Origin of the sequence: Aquimarina latercula DSM 2041 (assembly GCF_000430645.1) — a bacterium.
Taxonomy (GTDB): domain Bacteria; phylum Bacteroidota; class Bacteroidia; order Flavobacteriales; family Flavobacteriaceae; genus Aquimarina; species Aquimarina latercula.
In genome coordinates this window covers 162,305-185,464 of the sequence record NZ_AUMK01000004.1, presented here as the reverse complement: position 1 = coordinate 185,464, position 23,160 = coordinate 162,305, and the positions used below count along the sequence as shown (strand labels likewise).

General features: G+C 30.3%; 20 protein-coding genes. All 20 read left to right on the top strand.

Translation table 11 applies throughout. The annotated features are described in order from the left end of the window. Nucleotides 1-182 precede the first annotated feature (182 nt). The gene (locus tag H526_RS0104825) at nucleotides 183-1,376 is read left to right on the top strand and encodes a serine hydrolase domain-containing protein (protein ID WP_027391947.1); all 1,194 of its coding nucleotides are present in this window, start codon (nucleotides 183-185) and stop codon (nucleotides 1,374-1,376) included. 188 nt (nucleotides 1,377-1,564) lie between these two features. After that, nucleotides 1,565-4,759 carry an AsmA family protein gene (locus H526_RS0104820; RefSeq protein WP_027391946.1) on the top strand — a complete coding sequence of 1,065 codons (3,195 nt, stop codon included), beginning with the start codon at nucleotides 1,565-1,567 and terminating at the stop codon, nucleotides 4,757-4,759. A gap of 66 nt (nucleotides 4,760-4,825) precedes the next feature. Next, complete coding sequence (locus H526_RS0104815; protein WP_035084509.1) at nucleotides 4,826-5,971, top strand: helix-turn-helix domain-containing protein; 1,146 nt, start codon at nucleotides 4,826-4,828, stop codon at nucleotides 5,969-5,971. 106 nt (nucleotides 5,972-6,077) lie between these two features. After that, complete coding sequence (locus H526_RS28340; RefSeq protein ID WP_051335984.1) at nucleotides 6,078-7,496, top strand: S41 family peptidase; 1,419 nt, start codon at nucleotides 6,078-6,080, stop codon at nucleotides 7,494-7,496. Nucleotides 7,497-7,691: 195 nt separating this feature from the next. Continuing rightward, nucleotides 7,692-8,276, top strand: coding sequence for a GrpB family protein (locus tag H526_RS0104805; RefSeq protein WP_027391944.1), 585 nt, complete (start codon nucleotides 7,692-7,694; stop codon nucleotides 8,274-8,276). A gap of 145 nt (nucleotides 8,277-8,421) precedes the next feature. Further along, nucleotides 8,422-8,682, top strand: a complete 261-nt coding sequence (locus H526_RS0104800; protein ID WP_027391943.1) for an Imm17 family immunity protein — start codon at nucleotides 8,422-8,424, stop codon at nucleotides 8,680-8,682. A 228-nt stretch (nucleotides 8,683-8,910) separates the two neighbouring features. Further along, entirely contained in the window at nucleotides 8,911-10,092 is a 1,182-nt protein-coding gene (locus H526_RS0104790) for an FAD-dependent monooxygenase (protein ID WP_027391941.1), read from the top strand. Between the two features lie 279 nt (nucleotides 10,093-10,371). Further along, nucleotides 10,372-11,604 (top strand): cytochrome-c peroxidase, encoded by a 1,233-nt coding sequence (locus H526_RS0104785; RefSeq protein ID WP_027391940.1) that lies wholly within the window; start codon nucleotides 10,372-10,374, stop codon nucleotides 11,602-11,604. Beyond that, nucleotides 11,576-12,895, top strand: coding sequence for a sulfatase-like hydrolase/transferase (locus H526_RS0104780; protein ID WP_035084506.1), 1,320 nt, complete (start codon nucleotides 11,576-11,578; stop codon nucleotides 12,893-12,895). The genes H526_RS0104785 and H526_RS0104780 overlap by 29 nt, the downstream gene beginning before the upstream one ends. A 165-nt stretch (nucleotides 12,896-13,060) precedes the next feature. Beyond that, nucleotides 13,061-13,909: a GNAT family N-acetyltransferase gene (locus H526_RS0104775; RefSeq protein ID WP_027391938.1), complete on the top strand. Its 849-nt coding sequence runs from the start codon at nucleotides 13,061-13,063 to the stop codon at nucleotides 13,907-13,909. Nucleotides 13,910-14,024: 115 nt separating this feature from the next. Then, nucleotides 14,025-14,882 carry a helix-turn-helix domain-containing protein gene (locus H526_RS0104770; protein WP_027391937.1) on the top strand — a complete coding sequence of 286 codons (858 nt, stop codon included), beginning with the start codon at nucleotides 14,025-14,027 and terminating at the stop codon, nucleotides 14,880-14,882. Between the two features lie 62 nt (nucleotides 14,883-14,944). Beyond that, entirely contained in the window at nucleotides 14,945-15,817 is an 873-nt protein-coding gene (locus H526_RS0104765; protein WP_051335983.1) for an SDR family oxidoreductase, read from the top strand. Between the two features lie 11 nt (nucleotides 15,818-15,828). Beyond that, the gene (locus tag H526_RS0104760; protein ID WP_035084503.1) at nucleotides 15,829-16,590 is read left to right on the top strand and encodes a DUF1330 domain-containing protein; all 762 of its coding nucleotides are present in this window, start codon (nucleotides 15,829-15,831) and stop codon (nucleotides 16,588-16,590) included. Between the two features lie 158 nt (nucleotides 16,591-16,748). Then, nucleotides 16,749-17,312, top strand: coding sequence for a Crp/Fnr family transcriptional regulator (locus tag H526_RS0104755; RefSeq protein ID WP_027391934.1), 564 nt, complete (start codon nucleotides 16,749-16,751; stop codon nucleotides 17,310-17,312). A gap of 131 nt (nucleotides 17,313-17,443) precedes the next feature. Beyond that, nucleotides 17,444-17,647 (top strand): tautomerase family protein, encoded by a 204-nt coding sequence (locus H526_RS0104750; RefSeq protein ID WP_027391933.1) that lies wholly within the window; start codon nucleotides 17,444-17,446, stop codon nucleotides 17,645-17,647. Beyond that, the gene (locus tag H526_RS0104745; protein ID WP_027391932.1) at nucleotides 17,644-18,387 is read left to right on the top strand and encodes an SDR family NAD(P)-dependent oxidoreductase; all 744 of its coding nucleotides are present in this window, start codon (nucleotides 17,644-17,646) and stop codon (nucleotides 18,385-18,387) included. The genes H526_RS0104750 and H526_RS0104745 overlap by 4 nt, the downstream gene beginning before the upstream one ends. A gap of 12 nt (nucleotides 18,388-18,399) precedes the next feature. Continuing rightward, nucleotides 18,400-18,768 carry a nuclear transport factor 2 family protein gene (locus tag H526_RS0104740; protein ID WP_027391931.1) on the top strand — a complete coding sequence of 123 codons (369 nt, stop codon included), beginning with the start codon at nucleotides 18,400-18,402 and terminating at the stop codon, nucleotides 18,766-18,768. Nucleotides 18,769-18,825: 57 nt separating this feature from the next. Further along, entirely contained in the window at nucleotides 18,826-20,388 is a 1,563-nt protein-coding gene (locus tag H526_RS0104735; RefSeq protein WP_081415555.1) for an amidohydrolase family protein, read from the top strand. Nucleotides 20,389-20,777: 389 nt separating this feature from the next. Beyond that, on the top strand, nucleotides 20,778-21,644 hold the full coding sequence (locus H526_RS0104730; RefSeq protein ID WP_027391929.1) for an AraC family transcriptional regulator: 867 nt from the start codon (nucleotides 20,778-20,780) through the stop codon (nucleotides 21,642-21,644). An 85-nt stretch (nucleotides 21,645-21,729) separates the two neighbouring features. Continuing rightward, the gene (locus H526_RS30610; protein ID WP_081415554.1) at nucleotides 21,730-23,118 is read left to right on the top strand and encodes a S41 family peptidase; all 1,389 of its coding nucleotides are present in this window, start codon (nucleotides 21,730-21,732) and stop codon (nucleotides 23,116-23,118) included. Nucleotides 23,119-23,160: the final 42 nt, after the last annotated feature.

Below are 23,160 nucleotides of genomic sequence, written 5' to 3'. Positions count from 1 at the left end.
TTGCATATAAAAATAAATGTTCTTTCAATCTTAATTAATTTTATTATAATACTTTCAATTCTTTTAATAGCTTTATAATAAACTGTTTTACCAAGTTCGTATCTTTTTTACTTGTCAAGGCAACCATTTGATCTTAATACGCGTCTATTATATCATAAAGGAATCTAAAATAGGTTTTAACAATGGTCAGAACACGATATTTCATTTCATTCTTATTTCTAGTCGTTAGTTTTAATATTGATGCTCAATCTATCAAAAGAATAGATAATTCAGTAATCTCTACCTCAGTTTTAGACAATAAAATTATGCATTTAAAAAATGCTGGAAATGTACACGGTCTTACAATTGCAATAGTTACTAAAGACAGTGTTCTATTTCAGAAAGCGTACGGTTCCAGAAATTTAAAAGATAAGCAAGAACTAAAAACTTCACATAATTTTTATGCTGCTTCTCTTAGTAAACCACTTTTTGCATTTATTGTTATGAAATTAGTAGATGCAGAAAAGATTGATTTAGACAAACCTTTAGTAGAATATTTAGATAACCCTTTATATTCCTATGAATTTGCTCACAGTTATGAAGGTTTTAAAGATTTAGAAACCGATAAAAGATATGAGAAAATTACCGCAAGAATGTGTTTGTCGCATATTACTGGGTTTCCAAACTGGAGATATATCACTAAATCAGGGATTGATATGGAAAACCCGCTGGAGATCGAATTGGAACCAGGAACTTTTTATAGTTATTCAGGAGAAGGTATTCAATTGCTTCAGTTTGTTGTAGAACAAATCACTAAAACTAATCTAGAGCAACTTGCAGAAAAATACGTTTTTAAACCATTTAAGATGGATATGACAAGTTTTCTTTGGCAAAAAAGATTTGATATGAACTATGCGGTTGGTCACTACAAGAAAAGAAAAACCTTAAAACGAATAAAAAGAAATCAAGAATATGCTGCTGGTAGTATGGATACAACGCCAGAAGATTATGCCAAGTTTATACAAGCGATGTTAGCCCAAAAGGGACTTAGTGAAATAACGTATGAGGAGTTTTTTAAACCACAAATAAGAATTGAGTCTAAGCAACAATTTGGTAAAAATCGATTGATAAAAACGACAGAAAACAGTGATATCCAATTAAGCTATGCCCTAGGATTTGGAACCTATAAAACACCATTTGGAAAAGCAGTTTTTAAAGAGGGGCATATTAAGGGTTGGGAACATTATACGGTATTTTATCCATCACAGAATTTAGGAATCATAATCATGTCCAACAGTTCCAATGCCGAAAGTATTTTTAAAGAATTATTGGAGGTTACGGTGGGCGATACTTGGATGCCTTGGTATTGGGAAAACTTTATGCCTTATGATAAATAACAGTTATGAACATTGCTTTGTAAAGGTTATATTTCATAATTATTTATTTAACTAAGCATTGATAGATTTTTTTATGTTAGATAAGTTTGATCAAAAATGCTGTTAAACAATACAGGAATTCGCGTTCCAAATAACATTTTTTCATACGAATTCGTTACTTTTAGGGTCATAACCTAAAGATACCTGCTGTGAAGATTAAAAAATTCTGGAAACGAATTTTATTAGGACTAATTTTAGTTCCAATGTTAGTAATAGGAGGCCTCATGCTATATATTCAGAGCAACCAATCCGAAATTATTAAAGGGGAGATCGCAAAACTAAACAAAGAACACAAAGGTCTTATTAGTGTTGGTGAAAGTAAATTATCCCTTTTTAGTAACTTTCCATACATTTCTATTAAAGTATATGATGTAAAAATCTTTGAAACTAAAGAAGATAATGCACCTATCATTATGGATGTAAAAGATATATACATTGGTTTTAATCTATGGGATATAGTAAAAGGAAATTATGACATTCAGTCTTTAGTTATAGAAGAAGGTGTTTTTAATATTGTAATTCATGAGAATAATACAACGAATATTCAAAATTCCTTAGCAAGTACTTCTGAGACAGAAACACCATCTACCAATATTCATCTAAAAAAAATTCGATTTAAAAGTTTGGATATCCATACTCTAGATGAGGCTACAAATACAGATGTCGAAAAATTCATGTACGCTGGTACAGGTGGTTTTAGCCAAAAAGATAGTATCATTGCTGGACATATAGATACTCATTTTGAGTTGAATGTGATCAAAGATGGAGATACTACTTTCATTCATAATAAACATTTTGAGGTACATACAGATGTGATATTTAATGAATTTACTGGTATTCTGGATATAGAACCTTCTGGGATTGTTATGGAAAATGGTGATTTTGAGCTAGAAGGATCAATAGATACTAAGAATGATGTAGATCTAAACCTTTCTATAAAAGGAACAAAGCCTAATTTTGATATGTTGATTGCTTTTGCTCCAACAGATGTTATACCTGTATTAGAGAAATACAGAAACGCTGGAGAAATTTATTTTAACGCTAAGATTGAAGGGCCTGCTAATAAAGGAAATACGCCTTTTGTTCGGGCCAATTTCGGAGCAGGAAAAGCTTTCCTAGAAAATACTAAAAGAGGGAAGAAGATTGATAATATGGGCTTCAATGGTCATTTTACAAATGGAAAAAATAGAGATGTAAGTACAATGGAGTTTTCGTTAACTGATATGACCGCATCTTTAGAAAAGGGAGAATTTGAAGGGTCGATTTTTGTAAAGAATTTTGAATCTCCAGAGGTGGATATGAAAATAAACTCAAATTTTAATCTCGATTTTATTACGGAGTTTTTTGAATTGGAGCAAGTTGAAGATGCTTCTGGAGAAGTTTCGTTGAAAATGAATTTTCACGATATTATAGATATTGATGAGCCCGAAAAGGCTTTACAGAAACTAAATCAAGCGTATTTTACAGAATTGATTGTAAAAGATTTAAGTTTAGTGGCCAAAGATCTTCCAGCTCCCTTGCACGATCTTAATATAAATTTAGTAATGAATGGTAAAGAAGCAACCCTAAACAAGTTTGAACTATTGATGGGAAAATCAGATCTATCTGTAAGAGGTTTTCTTTCGGATTTACCTGCAATTGTACATCATACGAACATCCCAGTAGATGTTCATTTGGATATCGCTTCTAAGTATTTAGATATTGCCGAATTAACAGGTTTTTCAGTACAGGATACTACCAAAACTGGTTTTGATGAACAAATAAAAGAATTGAGTTTAGGCCTTTCTTTTAAAGCCTCTGCAAAAGATTTTACAGAATCTAAATATTTACCAAAAGGTGAATTTTTTATCGATAGTCTATATGCAGATTTAAAGCATTATCCACATAAATTACATGATTTTCATGCTGATGTACTAATAGATGATAAGGATCTCAAAATAGTTGATTTTACAGGATATATAGATGATAGTGATTTTCATTTTGATGGGCTTATACATGAGTATGCTTTTTGGATGCAATCCCAACTTAATGGAGATGTTGATTTAGATATCAACGTTACTTCTAAAAAGTTAAGGTTAGAAGATGTCTTTTCGTATAAGGGAGAGAATTATGTTCCTGAAGAGTATCGACATGAAATTTTTGATGATTTGGCATTGCACCTTACTTCTAGTATGCATTATAGAGATTCTGCTTTGCATTCCATTGACTTAGCTTTAGACAAATTAGATACAAAAATGGAATTGCACCCACTACGCTTTGATAATTTTAGAGGAAATATCCATTATGAAGATGAGCACGTGGTAATAAAAGATTTTCATGGCGAAATAGGAACTACTAATTTTAATTTTGATCTTAATTACTATTTGGGTGAAGATGAAAAAATAAAGAAAAGAGATAATTACCTCTCAGTAAAAGCAAATTATATTGACTATGATGCGCTTTTTAACTTTGATGTGAGCTCTCCAGAATCAACAGAAGTTGTGACTTCAACAACTGCTGATGTAAAAGAACATGCAGAAGCTTTTAATTTATATGAGTTGCCGTTTACGGATATGCAATTTAAGGCAGACATCACCCACTTTATTTACCATAGAATAGATCTTCAAAATATTAAAGCGGATATCAGAACAACACCCAATCATTATATTTATATAGATACCTTAGATATGGATGCAGCTGGAGGAAATATTCGATTAAGTGGGTATTTTAATGGTAGCGATCCAGAACATATTTATATGCAACCAGATTTGGTTATGAATAATGTAGATTTAGATAAACTACTGTTCAAGTTTGAAAATTTTGGACAAGATCATCTCGTTTCCGAAAATCTACAAGGAAAACTTACATCTAGAATTAAAGGTAAGATTAGAGTATATCCAGATATGGTACCGGATCTTGATCAATCTACCATAGAAATGGATGTGAAAGTACTAAATGGAAGATTAAAAAATTATGATCCAATGCTTGCGCTTTCTGACTATATGGGAGATAAAAACTTACAAAATATTCGATTTGATACTTTACAAAACAGCTTGGATATAAATAAAGGGAAGATCAATATTCCTGCTATGCGGATCGAATCTACTTTGGGTCATATGGAATTATCTGGTTCGCATGACAGTAATCAAAATATTGATTATTACATACGAATTCCTTGGAAAACTGTGCGAAAAGCTTCTTGGCAAAAGTTATTCGGAAAAAAGAAAGATTCTGTTGTTAGTAAAGAACAAGAAGATGAAATTGTAGAAGTAGATCCGGATGAAAAAATAAAATATCTTAACCTAAAGATCAAAGGAAGTATTGATGATTATAAGATTTCATTAGGCAAGAAAAAGGGGAATTAACTTCACGACTACTAATTTGTTTACCAAAATAATGACGTACAGATATCTTTATAAGTAATGCTGTAAATGATTACATCAAACTCTATTTTATTTACGATTATTAGTGTTTTTGCATTGCAGGCGATAGTACTAAGCGCCATGATATTTTTTAAACGCCCAAAAATATTAGCTCAGAAGTTTTTAGCGATGTTGACTTTTTTTTATGCTATTATGGCATTAAATATTGTCTTAGTTAATGTTTTGAAAGATCATAATATGCTTGATGTTTTTAGATATGTTCAGCTAGAAATGCTTTATGGTATTGGTCCTGCACTGTATTTTTATACTAAAAGTGTTACGGATACATCATTTAAATTTTCAAAACAACATCTTATTCATTTCTTACCGTTGGTTTTAGAGTTTATTTTTTATAGAACATCAATTTATAGAAATGGAGCGGATGGTTTGTATGAAAACCCCATTCCTAGTATAAGTTATGTATATTTAATAGAACAATGGATAGGTGTTATTTCTATCATTACCTACAGTATTATATCATTACGGTTACTCTTTAATCACCAAGTTTTACTAAAGCAATATTATGCTAAGTTGGATAAGCATTCATTTGACTGGTTAAAAATCCCTATACTTATTTATGCATCATTTTTTATTCTATGGAATATCATAACAGAAATTGATCGATTTGTTTTTGATAGAAGCCTTAGAGAATATTACTTTCTTCCTACATTCGTTGTCCTCTCCATACTCTGTACCTGGATCGCTTTTAAAGGATACCTTAGAAAACAAGAATCATCTTTGGCGTTGAAAGTTTTAGTGGATACATCCGAAAAGGTAAAAAAACCAATAAAAAAAGACACTCAATTTATTAAAAAATTGGAAGAGTTAATGCAAAATGAAAAGCCTTATTTGAGTACGGACATAAACTTAACTAAGCTTTCCGAATTACTACAAATGAAGCCCAAGATAGTTTCATTAAAGATTAATCAAAATTGTTCAAAAAACTTTTATGATTTAATCAATTCTTATCGTGTGGCAGAATTTAAAGAACGTTTAAAATCCTCTGATAAGGACAAACTATCATTATTAGGTCTTGCATATGAATGTGGTTTTAATTCAAAATCTACTTTTAACCATGTTTTTAAGAAAACAACACAGTTAACTCCAAGTCAATATCTTAAGGGAATTGAAAATACGTCCGAAAAGAAGCAGTAGGACGATTAATAACTTTTTAGGGATTAATATTGTGGCTTAAACAATTAAAATAGCATCGATTACTCTTTATGTAAGATGTGATTAAAGGTGCTTAATCCAAAAATTAATGAAAAAAAACATAACAATTATTCCCTTAATTTTTATATTTCTTTATGGAACTATAAATGCTCAACAAGCAACTACAAATTTTCAAAAAGGACAAGTTCTTAGTGATTTAGATTATTTGTACCACTCATTAGAAAACACACATTTTAACTTATATGCATATACATCAAAAGATGATTTTGAGAGAAATTATCAAATTGTAAGAAGTGAAATAAAAAAAGACTCTTTTAATCTTCTTGAAACAACATCACTATTACAAAAAGTTATATCTGCAGCAAACAATGCCCATACTAGAATTGTGTTCCCAGGTTCTATATATATGGAATACGTTCAATCTGGGGGCACCATTTTTCCATTAGAGATTGCTTTTGAAGATGGAAAAGCCTTAGTTAGAAAAAATTGGTCAAAAAATGACATTAAAATCGGTGCTGAATTGAAAAGTATTAATGGCAGATCAATTGATGAGGTTTTGCAAAAAATCTATCCTCAGATTTCAGCTGAAAGATCCTATTTAAAGAATGCACAAATTGAGTCTTTAACGCTGTCAAGATTCTATTGGCAAGTTTTTGGAGAACAAAAAGTTTTTAACATAGAACTTTTTATAGAAGGCAAGCAAAAAGAAATACGTTTAGATGCCATAAAAGCCTTGGAAGATTTTGAAATGCAACGGGATGATATAATAAATCACAAAAGAGTATTTAGATTTAAGTCAAAGACAGCTTATTTAAACCCTGGTAGTTTTGCAGGTAATGAGGATGACTATAGAAAGTTTATAGATTCTGCCTTTATTGAAATTAAAAAAAGCCAAACAAAAAATCTTATTATTGATTTAAGAAATAATCCAGGTGGAAATGATTCATTTAGTGATTATATGGTGTCTTATATTGCGAATAAACCTTTTAAGTGGTTTTCAAAATTTCAACTTAAAACTAGTCAATTACTAAAAGAACATGTACGACAAACCAAAGATACAACCGAAGCTTTTTGGAGATCTGTACTAGAACATAAAAATGGAAAAATATATAATTATGATTTTGGGTTTTATGAACCACAACCTGAATTAAAACGTTTTAAAGGTAAGGTCTATGTGTTAGTGAATCGGCAGTCTTATTCACAATCTACTGTTACAGCAGCTCAAATACAGGATTATAACTTTGGAACCATCGTAGGAGAAGAAACAGCGGAATATGCCAATTTATATGCTTCAATTTTCAGCTATAAATTACCGGAAACAGACATAATAATAGATGTGTCTAAAGGTTTAATTGAGCGTGTTAATTCTAAAAAGGAAGACAAAGGTGTAATCCCCGAAATTAAAATCAAAGATCATTTGTTGGATGACGTCGATGAAATATTGAAAGAATTGTTATTGATTATCCATAGAGATTTAAAAGATATTACTAAAGGTAGAAGAGATTAATCCAAGGTAATCATTAAAATAGTGTGGCTGTTAATGTGTATTTAATTAACTGCTTATCGTATTTTTAGGTGAATGTATTTTTTGTAGAATTTAAAGTTACTAATCAATATATAGAAAACAGAAAAGTATGGTAACATTTAATCTTTTTAAGATACCTATATTGGCGTTTTAAAATGAACTAAAAATAGATACCTAATGAAAAAGACTTTAAATGATTTAACCAAAGAAGATTGGAATACGCTTTTTCCAATTGAATTGGTTGAGCATAATCCCGAATGGAAAAACATTTATGAAAACGAAAAAAAACGGATTTTAGATAGAGTAGGAAAGGAAAAAATATTGCGAATAGAACATTTTGGTAGTTCATCAATTACTACAATAAAATCTAAACCATATATTGATTTAATGATCGAAATTCCTGAAGAACTATTATTCGATAGACAATTAATAGATCAATTTATAGAATTAGGTTATTCACATTTCGAAGTTCCTGCAAGAGAAAATATCGAAAAGTATTCTTCATTCGGAAAAGGATATAATTTAGATGGAACTAAAGAACAAATTTTTCATATCCATATGTGTCCGAAAGATAATGTAATGTGGAAACAAATTGACTTCAGAGATTATCTAAACGCTAACAATAAACGTGCAAAAGAATATGAAAGTTTGAAATTAGAATTAGCTTCTAAGTTTAAAAATGATAGGGGTTCTTATGTTCTTGGTAAAACGGATTTTGTAAATGAAACTTTGAACATTATAAAAGAAAACACTAAAGCATAATTACATAAAAAGAGAGTTGCTAGTTCGTTGGAAAATCAAAAATTTATTTTGTATAAAACACGAACTATGATTTTTTTAAACATTAAATTTCTTGTGCAACGACATTGTCAATATATTCATAACAATAATATTCTGATAAATAATAGTGGAGAAAATATTAAATAACATAAAAGATTTTTTCACGGAGTTTCCAGAGTTTATATACCTTGTCATTGGTATTGTTTTTCTTGTTTTGTTCATTGGAACAGTAAAAAATAAGAATTGGGCAATTGACCCAGAAAGTGGAAATCAAAGAATGTTTTATAATATGTTTGGTCATAAAACTTTTAGAGTATTCATAGGGGTTGTTTACGTACTAGGAACTCTTGCAGGTTTTTGTGGATTTTTTCTTTATTTTATGGGGTAATAATTACATATGTTGATGGTGGAGAATATCTAAAAAGGAAATATCCGAACTTGGAAGTAGTGGATGATAGCAAAATTTCGGTGATCCATAATGGAAAATTTATTTCATCTAATGGTAGCTTAGTAAGTTATGTTGGTTCTTTTGATTTGTTAGAAAAATTAATAAGTAAAGAGCACAGAAAATTTGTTGAAACTTCAATATTATATGATAGGTTAAAAAGATAAATTCATGACAGAAAACATATCGATTATCGGTGGCGGAATTGGGGGGTTAGTAACTGCCTTATCCTTTGATAAATTAAAGATTCCATATACATTATATGAAAGAGCTGCTTCTTTAGAAGAAGTAGGAGCGGGGATATGGTTATCACCAAATGCATTGCAAGTTTTAGAATGGATTAGCCCTAGTTTATTGGAGGAAATTCAGAATACGGGAAATACTTTTAACCGGATTATGGTAGCTAATCATAAGTTAAAACCGATATCAGACTCTAAACAAGATTTTGTTCAAGAAAAATTCGGTTACGCTACTATGGCAATTCATAGAGGAAAGCTACAGCAAATTTTATATAAATACGTGCAGGAAGAAAATATTAGATTAGGGAAAGAATTTAAGAAATACCTTGAGAACCGGGAAAAATCTTATGAATTACATTTTGGAGATGGCTCTGTTGTAAATACTAATTCTATAATTGGTGCAGATGGAATTAATTCTAAAATTAGAAAGCAATTATTTCCAAATAGTAAATTAAGATACTCAGGGCAAACATGTTGGAGAGGTATTTCTAACTATAATTTAGACGCTCAATTAGAGTCTGTAGGTTTTACTTTATGGGGTAAAAAATTACAATTTGGGGTATCTAAAATTTCCGAAGGGAAAGTATATTGGTTTGCTGTTAAATTGAGTGCGCCTAATTTGACCGATGATAAGAAAACTATAAAGAATCTTCTAACAAGGATGTTCTCAGAGTACGATCCATTGGTAACTGATCTTATTAAAAATACACCTAGCGAGACAATTTTTAGAGGAGATCTTTCTGATTTAGAATTACTAAATAAATGGAATTCAGGAAATATTTGCCTAATAGGGGACGCTGCACATAGCATGACACCAGATTTAGGACAAGGAGGTGCCCAAGCAATTGAAGATGCATTTTATTTGTCAAATTTTATTAAAGAAACTAATAATACGGAAATAGCTTTTGATAAACTCTATACCTATAGAAAGACAAAAGTTGAAAAATTAGTGAAACAATCGAGACTCACCTCAAAAATCGCAATAACAAATAGGTTTATAGAAGTCATTCGAAACTTAATTCTTAAGAGCACCCCTGAATCTTATATGAAAAAACAGATGTATGAATTGTATAAATTGGATAAAACTATTGCTACTAGTTTATATGAAAACTAATTTTCCTCAATTTATCAAACCCTAATAAGGTTCTATTCTATGTCATTTTTTTAAACTCATACTTGTTCGTGTGATAATAATTTTAGTTATTATTTCTGTTGTCAAAATATTAAGTTGGCTCTTTGATGATTAATCTGGTTAGGAATACAGAAATAGTCTATGGTCAATATATTAGAGATGCTAGGAGTGAAAAGCATTAATAAAAGTAAAATAAAAAGTTTTCGTATTAAACGTTTTGGTATAGTCAAAGTCTTAAACTTATACTAAAATGTTTAGTTTATGAAAAATTTAATGTCTCTATCATTATTGTTAATAGTTATATTATTCAATTCTTGTAGTAATAATGATCAAGAAGATTATGTCCCAATAGAAGAAGATTCTAGTTCCGAAATAAATCTGCCCGACGTATTTTTTAATTACGCCAATATCATATTACCTGAACATTATACTGAAAATAGTTTTCCTGATCAATTTCAGTTTCAAGCGGCAATCGAATTCGATAACACACCAATTGATAATCCCATAACAGATGCAGGAGCAACATTAGGAAGAGTACTTTTTTACGATGAAAAACTGAGTGCAAACGGTACCGTTTCTTGCGCTTCTTGTCATAAAGCTGAACATGGGTTTTCTGATCCAGATATTCTGAGTAAGGGATTTGAAGGCGGACTTACCAGAAGGCACTCTATGGGAATCGTAAATGCTCGATTTTATGAAGGAGGGAAATTCTTTTGGGATGAACGAGCAGCAACTCTAGAAGAGCAAGTGTTGATGCCTTTTCAAGACGAGGTAGAAATGGGTTTGACACTTCAAGAATTAACTAATATTGTAGCTGAACAAACTTACTACTCGAGTTTGTTCGTAGATGCTTTCGGAGATCAGAATATAACGAGTGATAGAATCTCTAGAGCATTAGCACAATTTATAAGAAGTCTTGTTAGTACAACGTCAAAATACGATCAAGCAAGGAGTGATGTAGATTCGCCAATTGTAGATTTTCCAAATTTTACAGAACAAGAAAACGAAGGTAAAAGACTTTTTTATATGCCTCGACCACTTACAAATGGATTGAATGCTAACTGTGTCGCTTGTCATATGTCTGAAGCTTTTGTGGCTCCTATTCCAACAGTTACTCCAATTCCTAGTGGAATTACAACTTTTGCCACAACCAACGGATTGGACGCAATTTCGACTACTGATTTAGGAGTTAATGAAACGACAGCTAACCCTAATGATATTGGTAAGTTTAAAGTTCCTTCATTGAAAAATATCGCTATTCGTCCGCCATATATGCATGATGGAAGGTTTGCAACTTTAGAAGAGGTAATTGAACATTATAGTTCAGGGATTCAAAACCACCAAAGTCTCATATCACCATTAGTAAATTCAGAGGGACAAGTTGGCCAATTTAATTTTACAGAAGAAGAGAAAGAGGCTTTAATAGCTTTTTTAAATACATTAACCGACAACCAAATGTTAACTGATGAAAAATATAGTAATCCATTTGAATAATATCAAACAACTACTGTATATAATGGTGTTTTTTACATTGTTTAGTTGTAATAGAAATGAGGCGGTTATTGATGTTTCGAACCCAATTGAAACTTCTCCAAATATTCTTTTTATTATTGCTGATGATTTAGGTAAGGATGCTATTAATGGTTTTTTCGAAGGTAACATAAAACCGAGTACTCCTAATATTGATGCAATACGAAATTCGGGATTGTCTTTTAACAATTTTTGGACGTATCCAACTTGTTCGCCAACCAGAGCATCTATTCTAACTGGTAAATATGGTTATAGAACGGGTGTTAAATGGGCAGGAGACGAACTTGATTTATCAGAAACGAGCTTACAGAAATATATAAATGATCAAACAAATGGTAATTATGCAACTGCAATAGTAGGGAAATGGCATTTATCAGGAGATAATACAGTAGTAAACCCTGAAATTTTTGGTTTGGATTATTACTCCGGGATTATAAGAGGTGCGCCTCAGAGTTACTATAATTGGCAATTGACGGAAAATGGAGTAAGTAATGTAGAAACAGAATATATAACTAAAAAGATTACTGACTTGGCCAATGATTGGATACATCAACAAGATAAACCATGGTTTATGTGGTTGGCTTATAATGCTCCTCATAAACCATTTCATGTACCACCAAATGAAATGCATTCTCAAGGAAACTTACCTTCATTTTTAAGCGGAATGGATGAAACACCATATTATATGGCTGCAATTGAAGCAATGGATTATCAAATAGGGGAATTATTAGATGATATGCCTCTAGATGAAAGAGAAAATACTATAATTATTTTTATTGGTGATAATGGGAGTCCGAATGAAGTAGCACAATCTCCATACACGTTTTTTACTGCAAAAGGTTCTTTGAATCAAGGAGGGATAAATACACCAATGTTTATTTCTGGTAAAGGAGTCTCGAGAACCGGAAATGATGATAATTTAATTGTAAGTTCTGATTTGTTTGCCACCATTTCTGAAATTGCTGGAGTATCGGTAAATCAAATTCATGATAGTAAAAGCTTTATATCTTTATTTACAGAAGCCGTATCAATAAGAGATTATCAATATTCAGAAAAAGATGATGGGGTTAATAGTCTTTGGACTATAAGTAATGGGAATTATAAACTTATCGAAAACGCCAATGGTAGTGAAGAATTTTACAATTTAAATAATGACCCTTATGAACAAAATAATTTATTAAATGGAAATTTGACAACAAACGATATTAATGCTAAATCAGTTTTAGAAACTGAGTTATTAAATATCAGAAATTAAAAAAAGAAAACTGATTACAAAAAATAGATTAGATAAATTAACTATATGTGATGAGAAGTTTGATCTTTCAATTGTTAGGAGGGAACTTAAAAACATAAACGAAAGAATAATTTGGTACATTCGGGAAAATAATGATAATGTAGTTGTAACTAAGAAATTTAGGAAATGGAAATTAAAACCTTAAAGGGAATTAATAAAAAAGATATTCTAAATGTATTCAACAAATCTTTTTCGGACTATTTTATTCCTTTTAGACTATCTGAAGAACAATTAATTTCGAAAATGTTAGCCGATAAGACAGATCTTAATATATCGGTAGGAGTTTACGAAAAAGAAAGCCTGATAGGGTTTATTTTGCACGGATATGATATAATCGATAATAAAAAAGTAGTATATAATGGAGGAACAGGAGTTATTCCAGAAAAAAGAGGTGTTGGTTTAACAAAAAAAATGTATCAATTTATTTTACCCATTTTAATGGAAAAGAGAATCGATACGCTGCAACTAGAAGTTATAACTAAAAATATTCAGGCTATTACTTCATATAAAAAATCGGGTTATAAAATTGAAAGAGCATTACTATGCTATAAAGGGAAGGTTAGTGTATTACATACAAATGACTATATAGTTGTTAGGGTGTTAGAAGATTATAATTGGGACTTAATGAAAACGTTTTGGGATATATACCCTACTTGGCAAAATTCTAAAAATGTTGTAGATGAATTAAAAAACATCAATGTTTCGTTAGGTGCCTATATAGATTCTAAACTGATAGGTTATATAATTTATAGTCCAAGTAATAAACGAATACAGCAAATAGCGGTAAGTAAAGATTTCAGAAATAAAAAAATAGCTTCTACTTTAATTCACGAATTAATTAAAAGATATGGGGATGAGTTTTCTATTATTAATATAGATAAAAGCTCAAAACCTGTAAATGCATTTTTAGAAAGAATAGGACTTGAAAATAATCTAGAGCAGTTAGAAATGAAATTACATCTTGATAAAAATTAGAGCTAGCAAAAAATTATTTTTATGAAAACCTAAAACATGACCCAAATTGACAACAAAATGACTCAATTAGAAAATTTAAAATAACTTGTAAGAACTATCTTTACAAGAAAAGAAAATGGTACAAGACTATAAAACTATAGACTTATTTGGAAAACTACTATTTGAAACTATTATTTTAAAACCACCATACAAAAAGCCAAATTTAATGCCAAACGAGGCTTGTTTTTTGTACATACTAAAAGGAGAATACGACTCCATTTCTGAAACCGAACGACTTAAAATAGAGGCTCAAGAATCTCTTTTAATGAAATGTGGTAACTATACCTGTAATATGCGTTCTTCGGAAGTATCTGATACGTATCAAGCACTTGCCGTACACTTTTATCCTGATATTTTGATGAAAGTCTATGAAAATAAACTTCCGGATTTTCTTACACAAAAATTACCTTTAGATATAGGTATGTCTAAGCTTAATAGCGATATTTTAATTCGAAAATATATTGAGGGAATTTTGTTTTATTTTCAAAATCCGGATTTGGTAACGGAAGAAATATTGATTCTAAAACTTAAAGAAATCATTTTATTATTAAATCAGACGACAAATGCTCCAGCGATTCGATCGATACTCTCTAACCTATTTAGTCCAAGTTCATATTCCCTTAGAGAAATCGTAAAAGCTCATTATTATGAAAATATATCTTTAGAAGAATTAGCAATTTTGAATAATCAAAGTTTATCTAGTTTCAAAAGAGAATTCAGAAAAATATACAATTCATCCCCAGCCTCGTATTTACGAGAGAAAAAATTAGAAAAGTCTATACAACTACTTGTATCTACAGATTTAAGAACTACAGATATCGCTTATGAATGTGGATTTACGAATGTTTCTCACTTCTCAAAAACTTTCAAAAATAAATATGGAATTTCTCCAACAATGTATAAGTTGACCCATTTAGACAAACCTTTGAACTAATCTTAAAACACTTCCGTTTTCTCTATTCTCATCTTTGCATCAGTAACAAAAAATATGTAAAAATGAAAACAGTACTTATTACAGGATCTAGTAACGGATTTGGTTATTTATCTGCATTAACATTAGCTAGAAATGGACATAGAGTTTGGGCAACGATGCGTGATATCAATGGAAAAAACAGAATTAAAAAAGAAGAACTTGAAAAAATTGCTTTAGAGGAAAAGATTTCAATTACGATAGCAGAATTAGATGTAACTAGTGATAAATCTACTAATGATTTAGTAGCTAGAATTCTTACTGAAGAAAAAAGCGGATTGGATGTTTTAGTAAATAATGCTGGTGTAATGTATGTAGGTATTACAGAAGCATATAGTATAAAGCAAGCGCAGGAACAATTTGACACTAATTTTTTTGGTGTGATTCGAACTTCCAAAGCGTTTCTTCCTTTTTTGAAAAAATCTTCAGATGGATTGATAGTCAATATTTCATCTTTAGCAGGACGATTGGTTTTTCCATATTTTGGGATTTATTGTGCTAGTAAATTTGCTTTAGAAGCATATTCTCAATCATTAAAATATGAGTTAAAGCCATTAGGTGTAGATGTTTCTGTTATAGAACCTGGGCCATATCCATCTGGGCTATTATATAGTGGGCCCGAGGAAGAAGATAAAACTACATTAGAAAGTTATGGAGAAATGGCCAATGTTCCGAAAGCAATGCTTCAAAATTTTGATCAATTCTATAAAAGTGATGAATCACCTAATCCGCAAGAAATTCCAAATGCTATTTTAAAAGTGGTCGAAATGGAAAAAGGAAATAGACCAATTAGACAAGCTGTCGGAGTAGATTATAATACTAACGATTTGAATAGTAAAGTAAGTCCAATTCAAGAAAATTTGATAAAGGAAGCTTTACAAATGGAGCACTTAATTTAAATCCGTAAAAAATGAAATATTTAAAAAAGTTAATAAGCTTTACGGTCTTAGTGTTATTACTATTACCAAGTATTATGAATGCACAAAACTCAAATAACAATCCCAAAAATATGAGTGAAATGGAAACAAAAAATCAAGAAATAGTAAATGTTGCTTTGGTATATATAAAAGAAGGTGAAGAAACACGTTTTGAAGAATACAAGAAGAAGGGAGGTGCTATTTTGAAGAAGTATGGAGGAAGAATAGAACGTATTATTAAACCAAAAATACTAGCAAAAGGAAAAATAGAAATGCCTGATGAAATTCATTTTGCCAGTTATCCTAGTATGGAAGTATTTAATATGTTTAATGAAGATCCAGAGTTTATAAAAATTAGAAATAAGTATGCTGTTCCTTCACTTAAAAATATTTCAGTTTTTACGAGTAGGAACACTGATTTTGAATTTAAGAAAGAAAAGGGTGATAAAACCAAAACCTATGGTATTGCCTTAATTTACTTTAATGAAGGGGAGAAATATAAAAAGCAATTTGAAGATTATCATGATGAAGTTTGTGAGATAATGCCAGAATTCGGTACACATTTCGAACGTTTTATAGCACCATTTCAATCAAAGGGAGATATTGCACAACCAGATGAAATACATCGTTTTTATTTTGATTCAATGGAAGGTTTACAACAAATGGGAGCAGATGAACGAATGCAAGCACTATTTCCTAAAAGAGATACCTCATTAAAAAATCTATATTTTTTTATTGGTGAAGCTAGTTTATAATTGAAAAGAGAAATAAAGACTCATAATTCCATTTATAGAGAATAGTAACTCGATTTTTTATTCGAATTGCTATTCTTTTTTATTTTGTAAATTACCTCCGCCAAAAGCAATTTCACGAAACACGTTACTACTAATTAGGACTACGAGCCATTAGCTAAATGAAACACCCATTAAGGCAACATATTGAGGAGATAATTGAATTAACGGATGAAGAATTTGATTTTGTTTTAACTCATTTTGAAACTGATAAAAAACGGAAACATCAATATCTTGTTCAAGAAGGGGAAGTGGTAAAAAAAGAATATTGGATAACGCAAGGGTGTGTAAAAAGTTATTTTTTAGATGATAATGGTAAGGAACATATTCTTAGATTCGCAATGGAACATTGGTGGATTACGGACTATGAATCTTTTGTAAAACAGACTCCCTCGAATATATACATAGATTGTATAGAAGATTGCGAGTTGTTATACATTTCTTTTGAGAATAGGGATAAGCTTACATCTCAAATGCATAAAATGGAACGGTTTTGGGCAAAAAAAAGTAAGTTTGGTCGTATCGCTTTACAAAAAAGAATCCTTTCACTTTTAAAAAATTCTGCTAAGGAACGGTATGATTTATTACTAGAACAATATCCCCAACTATTTCAAAGAGTCCCTAAAAAACTTATAGCTTCTTACTTAGGGGTTTCTAGAGAAACCTTGAGTAGACTTAACCCATAGTTTAATTTTTTATAAAACTTAATTTTCATACTAATAAAGTGACATAGATCACTTTAAAGTAGTGATATACCTCCTTATAATTTCTTCTGATTCCTCTCAACTTTGTAGTGTTAATTTAAAACTATAAAAAGATGCCTTATATCAACATCAAAGTTACCGATGAACAGGTAACCAAAGAACAAAAACGTCTGTTAATTGTAGGTGCGACACAATTGCTTGCAGATGTATTGGACAAGAACCCTAAAACCACGCACGTGGTTATAGAAGAAATCCCTATTGATAATTGGGGAGTAGATGCAAAACAATATTCAAATTCAGAAAAATTTAAATCATGAAAAACAAAACAATAATTATTACAGGAGCCTCTACAGGTATTGGAAAAGCTATAGCAGCTTATTTTATTGAGCAAAATAGTAATGTAGTTATGAACTCATCTAATAAAGAGAATTTACAAAAAACGTATGAAGAACTTGGATCACCAAAAAATGCAGTGTATTTGGCTGGAGATATTAGTAAAAAATTTACAGGTCGGGAACTAGTACGTCTAGCGAAAGAAAATTTTGGCTCTGTAGATGTCTTAATAAATAATGCAGGTCTGTTTGCTCCAAAACCTTTTTTAGATGTTCAAGAAGAGGATTTAGAGCTTTATTGGAATGTTAATTTAAAAGGAACTTACTTTACAACACAAGCGGCAATTCCAGAAATGATAAAACAACAAAACGGTTCTATAATAAATATAGGTACTGTACTTGTAGATCACGCTATTGATGGTTTTCCTGCAACTGCGCCGTTAACAAGCAAAGGAGCTATCCATTCATTAACAAGACAGTTGGCTGCAGAGTTTGGTAAAAATAACATTAAAGTAAATACAATAGCTCCTGGAATTATTAGAAGTCCTTTACAAGGAAAAATGGGAATTGAAGATGCTGATAGTTTAGCTGGATTACATTTATTAAATCGTATAGGAGAAGCTAATGAAATAGCAGAAGCTGCCTACTATTTAGCATCTTCTGATTTTATCACAGGTGAGACTATTAACGTAGCAGGAGGTCATACAGTTGGGCACGCTATTTAAAAAAGAGAAATTATGTATAAAGATAATATAAAAGATATCGAAAAGGTAATAACGAATTATTTCGAAGGCATTTTTTATGGACAGGTTGATAAACTAGCATCTTGCTTTACGGATAATGTGTTTGTCTATGGTGATATTAACGGAGTTCCTTATAAGAAAAGTGTGATAGAATATTTGGAAGGTGTTAAAGAAAGAAAAAGCCCTAATGATTTAAACGAAACATTTAAAATGGAAGTTGTTGGGATTGATATTATAGGAAATGTAGCTATGGTAAAACTACGCGTACCTATGTTAGGTTATAACTATTATGATTATTTATCCCTAACGAAAGTGAATGACAACTGGAAAATTGTGAGCAAAATTTTTACGCATGTAGCGTAAAGATGTTGTTACATTTTTTTAAGTATAGAGTCTAGATTATAAAAGATTCAAATAATAATGAAAAAGAAACTATTTAAATTTCTGAAAATTTTATTAGGTATTTTATCATTTCTAATACTACTAATTATGGTTGGAGCTTTTTGGCCAATGCCAAAACTGATTCTTCCGGTAAAACATAATACCATACTCATAAAATCAATAAATATTATAGATGTAAAGTCTGGTCAAGTTTTAGAAAACAGAAATGTAGTAATAAAAGATAATATCATTGCTGCTATTGATAGTTTAGAAATTTTAGTTGAAAATTCTAATTCATTAATAATTGATGGTACTAATAAATATATGATTCCAGGTTTATGGGATATGCATACACATTCAAATCAGCATTCTCCTTGGTTACATCATCCACTTTACATAGCCAATGGTATTACAGGAATTAGAGACATGTCTGGGCAATTAGATCGTAAAGATAGCTATTGGGTAGGTAGTAGAGAACGGTTACAATGGAATGCTGAATTGAATGCGTATAAAAGAATTATGCCGAGATATGTTTTACAAAGTAGTTATCAAATAGATGGAGCTTCTAGTGTACCTGATGGATTTCCAGATTTTTTTAAACTAGATACCCCAGAACATGTAGATTCATTGTTACATTTTTATAAAAAAGAACAGGTAGATTTTATTAAGGTATATCAGCAAATACCAAAAGAATCATATAAAGCCTTGGCTAAAAAAGCACCATCGTATGAAATGCATATTGCTGGGCATAAACCAATGTTTCTTAGTTTGGAGGAGGCTGTTAATTTAGGACAACGTAGTTTCGAACATGGTCGTATTTTTATGTTCGAATCATTTCCGGAAGCAGATAGTTTAAAAAAACCTAATAATTGGAAAAGCTATTTTTCTAAATCAAAGAGAAGGTTAGTAGATGAATTTGATCCAAAGATTGCTACTAAACTTATGAAATTAATGCAATTAAAAAATGCCCATTGGACACCAACCTTACAAACGTTAAAGTTTGAAGCGAATGCTCATCTCGAAAACTACATAGCAAACCCTAATTTAAAATATATCACAGGAATTAGAAAAAGGTTATGGTGGGGTATAGATACTAATAATAATGCTTCAAGAAATATGGATGATCAAACTAAAGATATAAGCCAAAACTTTTACAAAGCGGCAATGAATCAAGTGAGATTGGCTAATAGCATCGGAGTGCCAATAATGACTGGGACAGATGTAACAGACTCGTATATATTTGCAGGGTTTAGTATTCACGAAGAATTGATTGAGTTAACAAAAAGTGGATTAACAAACCTCGAAGCTCTACAAAGTGCTACTATAGTACCTGCTAAGTATGCAAAAAAAGAAGATTCTTACGGGAGTATAGAAAAAGGAAAAGTAGCTGATTTGGTTCTATTACAACATAATCCTCTAGAAAATATTACCCATACTAGTAAAATTGATGGGGTACTTATGAATGGGGTCTATTATGACTCAGAAAAAATAATAGAACTCAAAAACTTTACAGAATCAATTGCTACTAGCTTTCATATGAATAGTAAAGTACTATTAAGTTTTTTTAAAAGCCCTCTTATAAGAGTACAATTTGCGGATTAAATCTATAACTATTTGATGGATTGAAAGATTTCTCTGTAACCAATAGTATTATTATTTAAATAGTTTACTCTAAACTGGCTTCATTTTTGATGAGTTTTAAAACGGATATAAACCACTTACTTTGAAATTAATTAGAACTTTTTTATTGCTTATTAGTTTCTTATGGTATTGAAAATTATAGAGAAATCAAATTATGAAAGGTTACACTTTACTATTTTTAGTATGAATATAGAAGATGGTGTAAATTGTGAAATATAAAATCTAATTTTAGGTAAATAATTCACTAGTAACAACGGTGTATGATTTAGTATCAATGAAGTCAGAATTTGTTTTAAGATTTTATTTAATAATAATAAAACTAAGAAGCATATAATAGTTATATATTAAAAATGGAATACAAAGAAACATTACCAGATCATTTATTTTCGCATCATATAGAAAGTTATTGGCATATTTTTTTTGAGAAACAGCCAACAGAAGATGCTTTAGAAATGTTTCTGCCGACTTGTACATTTAATATAATATTTATTGATTCTCATAGTATTGTAAGGAGTAGTTTGCACACCAAGTGGAAACGATTAAATCCCGGAGCTTACTTTATTGGACAAACAAATACTTCATTAAGTTTTAAATCCAAAAGAGCTGTTAATATTACAGGAATCAGATTTAAACCATTTGCTTTTGCAAATCTTATTAAGAACCCACTCATAAATTTTAATGATACTATAGTTAATCTAGAAAATATTTTCTCTCTAGATAATATAGCACACTTACTTATCCAAAGAATTTCTATAGAAAGTAAAACTGTAATACAAGAACAGCTTATTAATGAATTTATTAATGGTTTGTTATCAAAAACAATGTCAGTAGACGAAAGTTTAAGAGCTCAGTTAAACTTTATAATGTTTAGACATGGTAGTATACAGATCAGTGAATTGTTCAAAGAATTTAATGTAAGTAAAGTGACTTTGCATAAACATTTCGTAAATAAAGTAGGGCTTTCTCCAAAAAAAGTTTCACAAATATGGAGAATGAACAGAATACTTCAACTAAGAGAAGAATTTCCGAATATGAGTCTAACTTCAATAGGTTTAGAGGCTGGGTTCTATGATCAGGCACATTTCATTAAAGATTTCAATGCAATTTTTAATATAACACCATTTAAGTTTTTTGCTCAAAAATCAAACCTGGTAGAAATTGCAAATCTTAATATTACAAAACGATTTACCAATCAATACGATCCTATTATATCATAATAGATTTGAGATTTTTTTTTACCATTTACTTTTTTACAATTTTATAAAAACTCTATTTTTTAATTTCGTTTAAAAATCTAAAATAATGATGGTAATTCGTAAATGCATTTTTCTTTTTTTAACCCTATCACTATGTAATATCTGTATTTATTCACAGGATAGTGTGTTAAGCATAGAATATAAAAAAGAGGTGATTAATACCCTGTCTGATTTGATGAATGATAAATACGTCTTTCCTGATATTGCAAAAAAAACAGAGGAACATATAAAGGAACAATTTAAGAAAGGACATTTTGATCAGTTTACATCTAATGAAAGTTTTGCAACCGCTCTAACGCAATCGGTACAGTCTATCAATAATGATAAACATATGAAAATTATGAGTCAACCGCCATACGAGGCTCCCGCTATGACACCAGAACGACTTATTGAAGAGAAAATTTTTAACCTCAAAAGAAAAAAAGAGTATAATGCTGGTTTTCATAATGTTAAAGTGCTAGAAGGAAATATAGGATACCTTGATTTAAGAGGGTTTACTTATTTTAAAGAAGGAAAAGTAATTGCAGATGCTTACATGAAACTTATCAGAAATACAGATGCGGTAATAATTGACTTAAGTAAAAATGGTGGTGGAGATCCTGAAATGGTTCAATACCTATGTAGTTATTTTTTTAAAGGCGATATTCACTTAAACAGCCTTTATTTCCGAGAAGGTGATAGAACAATTGATTTTCATACACTTGATAAGGTGGATGGAAAAAAAATGATAGATGTTCCCCTATTTGTAATTACAAGTGAAAGAACATTTTCTGGTGCTGAAGAGTTTTCATATAATATGCAAACACAAAAACGAGCGACTATTATAGGTCAAACTACAGGAGGAGGAGCTAACCCAGGTGGTACCGTTCCAATTAATGATTTTTTAAGTGTTTTTATTCCAACTGGAAAAGCTATTAATCCAATTACTAAAACAAATTGGGAAGGCGTAGGTGTAGTTCCTGAAATTAAAGTAAGTAAAGATGAGTCATATAATAGAGCACATGAATTAGCAAAAGAAGGAGCAGATCAATTTAGAGAGAAATTAAAAGGATTATACACCAATACTTTTATTAATCTTTTATCAAAATTAGAGAAATATGATGAAGTGAATTCTGAAAAAAATATATTAGCTACTTTAAAAGATTGTAAGGAAAAAGGACTTATTGAAGAATGGGAAATTAATGCTCTAGGATATCAATATATGATGGAACATAAAAAAACAAAAATTGCAGTCTGTATATTTAAGTCTAATACTATTTTACATCCACAATCTGCAAATGGATTTGATAGCTATGCAGAAGGATTAATGAATCTGGGGAGCTATGATGAGTCTATAGAAAACTATAAAAAAGCAGTAGAGCTTGCAAAAACTGACAACTCTCCTGATCTTTCTGTTTATCAAGAAAATTTAAAAAAAGCATTGAAGAAAAAGTAAGTGTTTAGCAATAGTTTGTTTCTAATAAAAATAAAAATTGAA